The 7,473-nt window shown below is 38.9% G+C and carries 6 protein-coding genes; 1 reads left to right on the forward strand and 5 read right to left on the reverse strand.

Going from position 1 to position 7,473, the window contains the following annotated elements:
• Positions 1–105: 105 nt before the first annotated feature.
• Positions 106–1,104 carry a catabolite control protein A gene (gene ccpA, locus C9J34_RS16570; protein WP_107841289.1) on the reverse strand — a complete coding sequence of 333 codons (999 nt, stop codon included), beginning with the start codon at positions 1,102–1,104 and terminating at the stop codon, positions 106–108.
• A gap of 220 nt (positions 1,105–1,324) precedes the next feature.
• Positions 1,325–2,410, reverse strand: a complete 1,086-nt coding sequence (locus tag C9J34_RS16575) for a bifunctional 3-deoxy-7-phosphoheptulonate synthase/chorismate mutase (RefSeq protein ID WP_107841290.1) — start codon at positions 2,408–2,410, stop codon at positions 1,325–1,327.
• A gap of 177 nt (positions 2,411–2,587) precedes the next feature.
• Here C9J34_RS16575 and C9J34_RS16580 point away from each other — a divergent pair, with 177 nt between their 5' ends.
• Positions 2,588–4,729: a cell division protein FtsA gene (locus tag C9J34_RS16580; RefSeq protein ID WP_107841291.1), complete on the forward strand. Its 2,142-nt coding sequence runs from the start codon at positions 2,588–2,590 to the stop codon at positions 4,727–4,729.
• Positions 4,730–4,911: 182 nt separating this feature from the next.
• Here the strand turns inward: C9J34_RS16580 and C9J34_RS16585 are convergent, their stop codons facing one another.
• The 3 genes from C9J34_RS16585 to murC form a co-directional block, all read right to left on the reverse strand.
• Positions 4,912–5,376, reverse strand: a complete 465-nt coding sequence (locus C9J34_RS16585) for a YtxH domain-containing protein (RefSeq protein WP_107841292.1) — start codon at positions 5,374–5,376, stop codon at positions 4,912–4,914.
• 18 nt (positions 5,377–5,394) lie between these two features.
• A complete protein-coding gene (locus tag C9J34_RS16590; protein ID WP_107841293.1) occupies positions 5,395–5,868 on the reverse strand; it encodes a DUF948 domain-containing protein in 474 nt (157 codons plus the stop codon).
• A 69-nt stretch (positions 5,869–5,937) separates the two neighbouring features.
• Positions 5,938–7,242: a UDP-N-acetylmuramate--L-alanine ligase gene (murC, locus tag C9J34_RS16595; RefSeq protein ID WP_107841294.1), complete on the reverse strand. Its 1,305-nt coding sequence runs from the start codon at positions 7,240–7,242 to the stop codon at positions 5,938–5,940.
• Positions 7,243–7,473: the final 231 nt, after the last annotated feature.

The following is a 7,473-nucleotide window of genomic DNA, read 5'->3' on the forward strand; positions in this document are numbered from 1 at the left end:
TTCGCCCAACCAGCAAAAGAAATCGCCCAGCGAACAGCGAAATTCGCCCAACCAAACTAAAAAAGGATCAAGGCTGCTTTTCGAGCAGTCCTCTCCCACATTTACTTATTTCGTTGAATGGCGGATTTCCAAATGGTGTGGTAACACAACCGTTTGTTCCTGCACTTCTTCTTTATTCATAATTTTCGTTAACAGCCGCATCGCAACAGCACCAATATCATAAAGCGGTAATGCAATGCTTGATAGTTGAGGGCGTACCATACGTGCTAGCTTTGAGTTTTCAAAGCTAATTACCTCAGTATCATTCGGCACTTGCTTCCCTGCATCTTGTGCAGCATGGATAAGGGCAATAGCTAGCTCATCGCTCCCAGCAAAATAGGCTGTAGGTGGTGCTTGAACTACTGTTAGTTCTTCATACGCTGCAATTCCATCATCATATGTGCTATCACCTGCTACAATCAACTGCTCATCTAACTCAATATTCGCATCTTGTAACGCCTGCTTATAAGCAGCCAATTTATAAACACCATTAATCGTATAATCAAGTGGACCTGAAACGAATGCGATACGCTTATGTCCATTTTTTATTAATACGTTGACAGCTTCATATGCCGCCTCATAATAATCAATATTAACAGATGCTGCTTCTTTTTTTTCATCGACAGAACCCGCCAAAACGATTGGTACAGGTGAAGATTTAATCGCTTGCTGAATGCTACTTGACACTTTATCACTCATCATCACGACACCATCCACCTGTTTGCTTAACATCGTATCAAGCAACTCTAGCTCCTTGTCCTCTTTTTGATCGGAATTCGATAAAATAATATTATAGCTATACATTGTGGCAATATCTTCAATACCACGTGCTAGCTCTGCATAAATTGTATTTGAAATATCAGGAATAATCACGCCTACCGTTGTTGTTTTTTTACTAGCCAACCCTCTTGCCACCGCATTTGGTCGGTATTCTAATCGTTCAATTACTTCTAATACTTTCTTTCTAGTGGCAGGCTTGACGTTCTGGTTGCCATTGACAACACGTGATACAGTGGCCATTGAAACATTGGCCTCACGCGCTACATCATAAATTGTTACTGTCACTATACTCGCCTCCAATCCTCTTATCTCAACTTATCTTATCTTCCATCATATATACTTTCATTTCCAATTTCAATAAAAAATATAGATGGACATAAAAAAGCCTCAAAAGCTTTACTTTTCAGCCCTTGAGATTGCTTTTAAGTAGTCATTTTTGCATCTAAAGCAATGTACTATTAAAATTGCAGGCTGTCAGAAAATTGTTCCGACAGCCTGCAAAAAATTAAGCTTTCACTTCATATTGCTTCATGAATTTCAACACTTCATCGTAAAATGCATTAAATGTTGGAATATCCATTTGCTGTTGCTGATCTGATAATGCAATAGATGGATCTGGGTGAACTTCAGCCATTACGCCATCTGCACCGATTGCGATTGCTGCTTTTGCACATGGTAATAATAAGTCACGACGACCTGTTGAGTGCGTTACGTCAACCATTACAGGTAAGTGCGTTTCTTGTTTTAAAATTGGCACAGCTGAAATATCTAATGTATTACGTGTCGCTTTTTCGTATGTACGAATACCGCGCTCACATAAAATAATATTTTCATTACCTTTTGACATAATGTACTCAGCCGCGTGAATGAACTCGTCAATTGTTGCAGCTAGTCCACGTTTTAATAGGACAGGTTTGTTGATTGCTCCAGCTGCCTTCAATAACTCAAAGTTTTGCATATTACGCGCACCGATTTGAATAACATCTACATAATCAGCTGCTACTTCTAAATCAGCTGGTGTTACGATTTCTGTAATAACAGCTAAGCCATACTCATCAGACACTTGCTTTAAGATTTTTAAACCTTCTAAGCCAAGTCCTTGGAAATCGTATGGAGAAGTACGTGGTTTGTATGCACCGCCACGAATTAATTTTAAGCCTTTATCACGAATAGATGCAGCTACTTGCGCTACTTGCTCATATGATTCAACCGCACATGGGCCGAATACGAATGATGGGGCGCCTGCTCCTACTAATTCATTATTAATATTAATAACTGTATCTTCTGATTTTTCTTTACGCGATACAAGCAATTCTTTTTTCTTCTCTGCCTCTAATTGCTTTAAGGCAGTTTTGAAAATTTGTTTAAAAATATAATCAACCGTCATTTGGTTTAATGGACCATTGTTATGCTCTTTAATTAAATCCAACATATGGCGTTCACGTAAAGGATCGTAACGATTCACACCTTGCTTCTCTTTAATTTTCCCTATCTCATTAACAATCTCTGCTCGCTCATTAATTAAGCGTAAAATCTCTAAGTTTAAGCTGTCAATTTGACCGCGTAAACCTTCTAAATCGTGTTGACTCATTACTTATTTTCTCCTTCCTGAGTGCACATACTCTTTCAGAACGCTGAAATATATGATACATTTTTAATTAATAATATCATTATAGACAACTTATCACTAAATGTCACGCATTTTTAATTTAGCGCTTCAACTCGCTAAAGTTAAATTTAGTTATATCAAGGAAGGAAGCGATTACAAATGACTTCAAAGTTATTTGCTTTAGATATCGGCACACGCTCTGTAGTTGGCATTATTTTGGAAGAGCGCGAACAGCATTTTCATGTTGCTGATATGGTCATTAAAGAACATAAAGAGCGAGCAATGGTAGATGGTCAAATACATAATGTACTGTATGTAGCAGAGCTCATAAACGAAATTAAGAAAACGTTAGAGGAAAAACATGGTCCTTTAACAAAAGTGAGCGTGGCTGCAGCAGGACGTGCTTTAAAAACGGAGCAGGCAAGCATTTCAATTAATATAAAGAACCGCCCTATTTTTACAGAGGAAGATATTAGTCGGCTAGAACTTCAAGCTGTACAACAAGCACAGCAACAACTACTACAACAAAAAGACGATGCAAAGGCGAGCCATTATTATTGTGTCGGCTATTCTGTGCTGTATTATAAATTGGATGATGAAGAAATTGGTAGTCTTTTAGATCAGCAAGGTGACGAAGCAACAATCGAAGTAATTGCAACATTTTTACCTCGCGTTGTTGTAGAATCGCTTTTGGCAGCGTTAAAGCGAGCTGATTTAGAGATGGAGGCTTTAACTTTAGAGCCAATCGCCGCAATTAACGTACTTATTCCGCCTACAATGCGTCGCTTGAATGTTGCGCTCGTGGATATCGGTGCTGGTACTTCTGATATTGCGATTACGGATAAAGGTACAGTTATCGCTTACGGCATGGTTCCAACTGCTGGTGATGAAATTACCGAGGCATTAAGCGACCATTATTTATTAGATTTCCCCCTTGCCGAAACGGCCAAGAGACAACTTCACAAAGCGGATGGGGATATACTTATTCAAGATATTTTAGGCTTTGATCAATACTTACCACATGAAGAGGTACTACAAGCAATTTATCCATCGATTACAGCTTTAGCAAATGCGATTGGCGAAGAAATTTTACGCTTAAACAATCAGCTTGCGCCAAAAGCCGTCATGCTCGTTGGTGGTGGTAGCTTGACACCTAATTTAACAAGTGAGCTTTGCAAAGTGTTACAGTTACCGGAAAACCGCGTTGCTGTGCGCGGCATTGATGCGATTCAAAATTTAACGAAAGAGCCTTCTATTCCAGTAACGCCAGAGCTCGTTACACCAATTGGCATTGCCATCGCTGCTAAAAAAGCGCCAATCCAATACATGACCATAACGGTAAATGAGCAAGTTGTAAGGCTATTTGAATTAAAGGAAATGACAATTGCGGATGCCTTTTTAGCGGCAAATATTCGAGCAAAGCAGCTTTATGGCAAGCCTGGTCATGCGCTGTCCATTACGGTGAACAATCAGGCGATTTTCATTGCTGGTGAGCATGGTCAGCCTGCACAAATTTTGTTAAATGGCACACCTGCCTCTACAAAATCATCCATTAAAAGTGGCGATACAATTACACTTGTTGCAGGACAAAATGGGCGTGATGCAACAGCGGTTGTACGTGATATTGTCGATGATGCACTGTCAAAAAAAGTGACAATTAATAGCACGCCTTATACGATAGAACCTAAAGTTTATGTAAATACGAAAGTAGCGACATTGGATCAAGTCTTACAAGATCGAGATATTGTAGATTTTCAAATTATCGAAACTGTAGAGGGTATTTTAAAACATACAAATAATGTGGCATTGCTCGAACAATTGCGCTCCTATGTCGTGCATGTAGATGGCCAGCCACTCTATTTACCAACGTTTTCTTCTGAATTACTTATCAATGGTAAATTGAGTAAAATTCATTACCCTGTACAAGATGGTGACCGATTAGCCTTTACACAAAACACATTACCTACTGTTCAAACTTTAGCAAATCATTTAGATTTACTACTGGAAGATCGCATCCTTGTAACATTCCAAGATGAACGTATTGAGCTTGTTAAAATTGTGCGTGAAATGGTCGTTAATAGGACTGTACTATCTCCACAGGCTACCGTACCAAATGGCGCTACGATTAAAGTGAATGCAGTTGATCACAGCCCGTGGATTTTCCAGGATGTCTTCCGTTTTTCTAGCTGGCAGCTACCGACCGAAGCAAAAGGCGGTTTTACAATTTTAAGAAATGGTACGTCGTCTTCCTTCGATGCAGAAATTTTCGGTGGTGATATATTGGAAATTAAATTTACGTAAAAAAGACTGTCTTGAAAGTAGCGCATTCGCTCGCTTCCAAGACAGCCTTTGTTATTTTTGAGATAGAAAAATCTTTATTTACTATCTCTTGAAGAGGTTTGTCCAAAAAGAATATCGCCTTTTCAAACAGTCACCAAAACATAATTGGGAGCGCGCCTCAAAACACGCCCCTTTTGTTAAACTTAAATTGAAGATGGACGAGCAATTTCAGACATATCCTCAACCGGCTCTTCTTTTACAGCTGTTTCAACTACTGCTTCGATGATTTCATCAAGAGGCTCTTCACCTTCTGAAGAAACTGTACCATCATCAAAAACAGTTGGTGCTTTAGCTGTTTTCGCTTTTACTTTATCAACTAAATTTGTTGATTGCTCTTTTAATTGACTAGATAATTGTACCGTTTTTTCTTTCGCTGTAGATGAAAGCTCTACACTACGGTCTCGCAATGATACGGCTTGTGTTGCCACTGCTCCACGTAAATCACGTCCTGATTTTGGTGCTAATAATAAGCCTGCTGCTGCACCAACAATACCGCCAACTAATGCGCCGATAATAAAGTCTTTCATGTTTACCGTTTCCTCACCGTAAATATCTTCATTTCTAGTCGTGTACACTTGTGGTAAGTTTGTTGTTTTTTGCTCTGTCATTATCTATCAATCCTTTCATTATTTTTTACGCTTAGCATTTACACCATCTACTGTGTAAATTGTCTCATCCTCTGGATTCATCGCTTTACGCTGGCGCCATTTATCAGCAATTCCCATTGCAACATTACTCCACTGTACAACTTGGGCAATCTTCTCTTCATTTTTTGTTACTTCAGAAGAAATTGAGTTGGTAATACGCTGTACGGATTCATTTAAACCATTTACTGAATCCCCTACACCCTTCACAGCATTGACAACTGTATTTAGCTTTTCTGCTTTCTCCGTAATATCATCCGCTAACGTATTTGTTTTTGTTAACAGGGATGTCGTTTCGCGCGTAATACCTTCCATCTGCCCTTCAATACCTGCAACTGTTCCTGCAATATTGTTTAATGTTGCTTTTACTGAAAATAATGTCATACCGATGCTGACACATAAAAATAAAAAACCGAGTGCTGCGACCAATGCAGCGATATAAAGTACGACTTCCATGAAAATAGACCTCCTATAGCTAGTTATAGTTCTGTTTCGACAAACATTTCAAAAATCCTGCTTATCAAGCTATACATTTTGCAATAATTGCTCAAATGCGGTTTGATACTTATTAACATCACCAGCACCCATAAATAGTAATACGGCCCCTTCATGCTGCTTTAATTGGTGAATTGTATCTAATTGTAACACTTGACTTCCTTCCACTAGCTGCGCTAAAGCGTCAATTGTTAAGGCACCTAATTGCTCTCGTGCTGAGCCGAAAATATCACATAAATAGACTGCATCTGCACCCTTTAAGCTATCCGCAAATTGTTGTAAAAATGTTTGTGTACGCGTAAATGTGTGTGGCTGGAACACAGCAACAATTTCTCGCTCAGGGTATTTTTGTCTTGCTGCTTGCAATGTTGCAGCAATTTCAGTTGGATGATGTGCGTAATCATCTACTAGTACTGTATTCCCGATAATCGTTTCTGTAAAACGTCTTTTGACACCTGCATATGTGTCTAGACGCCCCTGAATGACATCTGTCGGTATTCCCTCATAATGGCAAAGCGATATCACTGCCAATGCATTTAATACTGCATGGTCTCCATATTGTGGAATAAAGAATTTCGAATAAAATTCATTGCGCACATAAACGTCAAATTCTGTTCCTTCTGTCGTTTTCACAACATTGCGTGCTGCAAAATCATTTTCTGCATCGAAGCCATAATAAACGACTGGAACCTGTGCTTGAATACGCTGTAGCTGCTCATCATCGCCACAAGCAATAATCGCTTTTTTCACTTGCATTGCCAACGATTGAAAAGCATCAAATACATCTTCAACACTTGTAAAATAATCAGGATGGTCAAAATCAATATTTGTCATAACGGCGTAGTCTGGGTTATATGCTAAAAAATGACGACGGTATTCACAAGCCTCCATAACGAAATACTTCGCGTTTTCTGTTCCTGCCCCTGTACCATCTCCTATTAAAAAGGATGTCGGCATATAGCCACCTACAACATGGCTCATTAAGCCTGTTGTAGAAGTTTTACCGTGTGAGCCCGTGATAGCAATGGAAGTGTAACGGTTGCTATAATCACCTAAAAATTTATGATAACGAATTACTTCTACACCCATCTCACGTGCACGTATAAGCTCAGGATGATCATCTGGAAAGGCATTTCCTGCAATAACTGTCATATTTAGTTCAATATTGTCGGCATTAAAGGGTAAAATAGTAATTCCTCTATCTCGTAATGGTTTTTCAGTAAAATAATATTTCTCTACATCCGAACCTTGAACTTGTTCACCAGAATCAAAAAGAATTTGAGCTAATGGACTCATACCAGAGCCCTTAATACCTGTAAAATGATAACGTGTCATGTTGAAACCTCCTAGGATACATGGATCCTGTTTAAAATTAAAGAAATTCATCGTAAGTCAGCAAAGCTTTTGTACCAACTATTTTTTTCAAAAGTGAATCGGCATATATAGAAAACGTCCACTTTTATCATAGTAAGATAAAGTGAAACTTCAATCAGTGGAGGGCTTTCTCATCCCCACTGATTGTTAGTTGAACCAATCGGGCTTTTACGGACAGTTATCGCCCACCTA

Origin of the sequence: Metasolibacillus meyeri (assembly GCF_003049505.1) — a bacterium.
Lineage (GTDB): Bacteria > Bacillota > Bacilli > Bacillales_A > Planococcaceae > Metasolibacillus > Metasolibacillus meyeri.

Bases quoted from the DNA above. Each gene is read 5' to 3' on its own strand.
- C9J34_RS16575 (WP_107841290.1), bottom strand. From the start codon at position 2,410: ATGAGTCAACACGATTTAGAAGGTTTACGCGGTCAAATTGACAGCTTA.
- C9J34_RS16580 (WP_107841291.1), top strand. From the start codon at position 2,588: ATGACTTCAAAGTTATTTGCTTTAGATATCGGCACACGCTCTGTAGTT.
- C9J34_RS16585 (WP_107841292.1), bottom strand. From the start codon at position 5,376: ATGACAGAGCAAAAAACAACAAACTTACCACAAGTGTACACGACTAGA.
- C9J34_RS16590 (WP_107841293.1), bottom strand. From the start codon at position 5,868: ATGGAAGTCGTACTTTATATCGCTGCATTGGTCGCAGCACTCGGTTTT.
- murC (WP_107841294.1), bottom strand. From the start codon at position 7,242: ATGACACGTTATCATTTTACAGGTATTAAGGGCTCTGGTATGAGTCCA.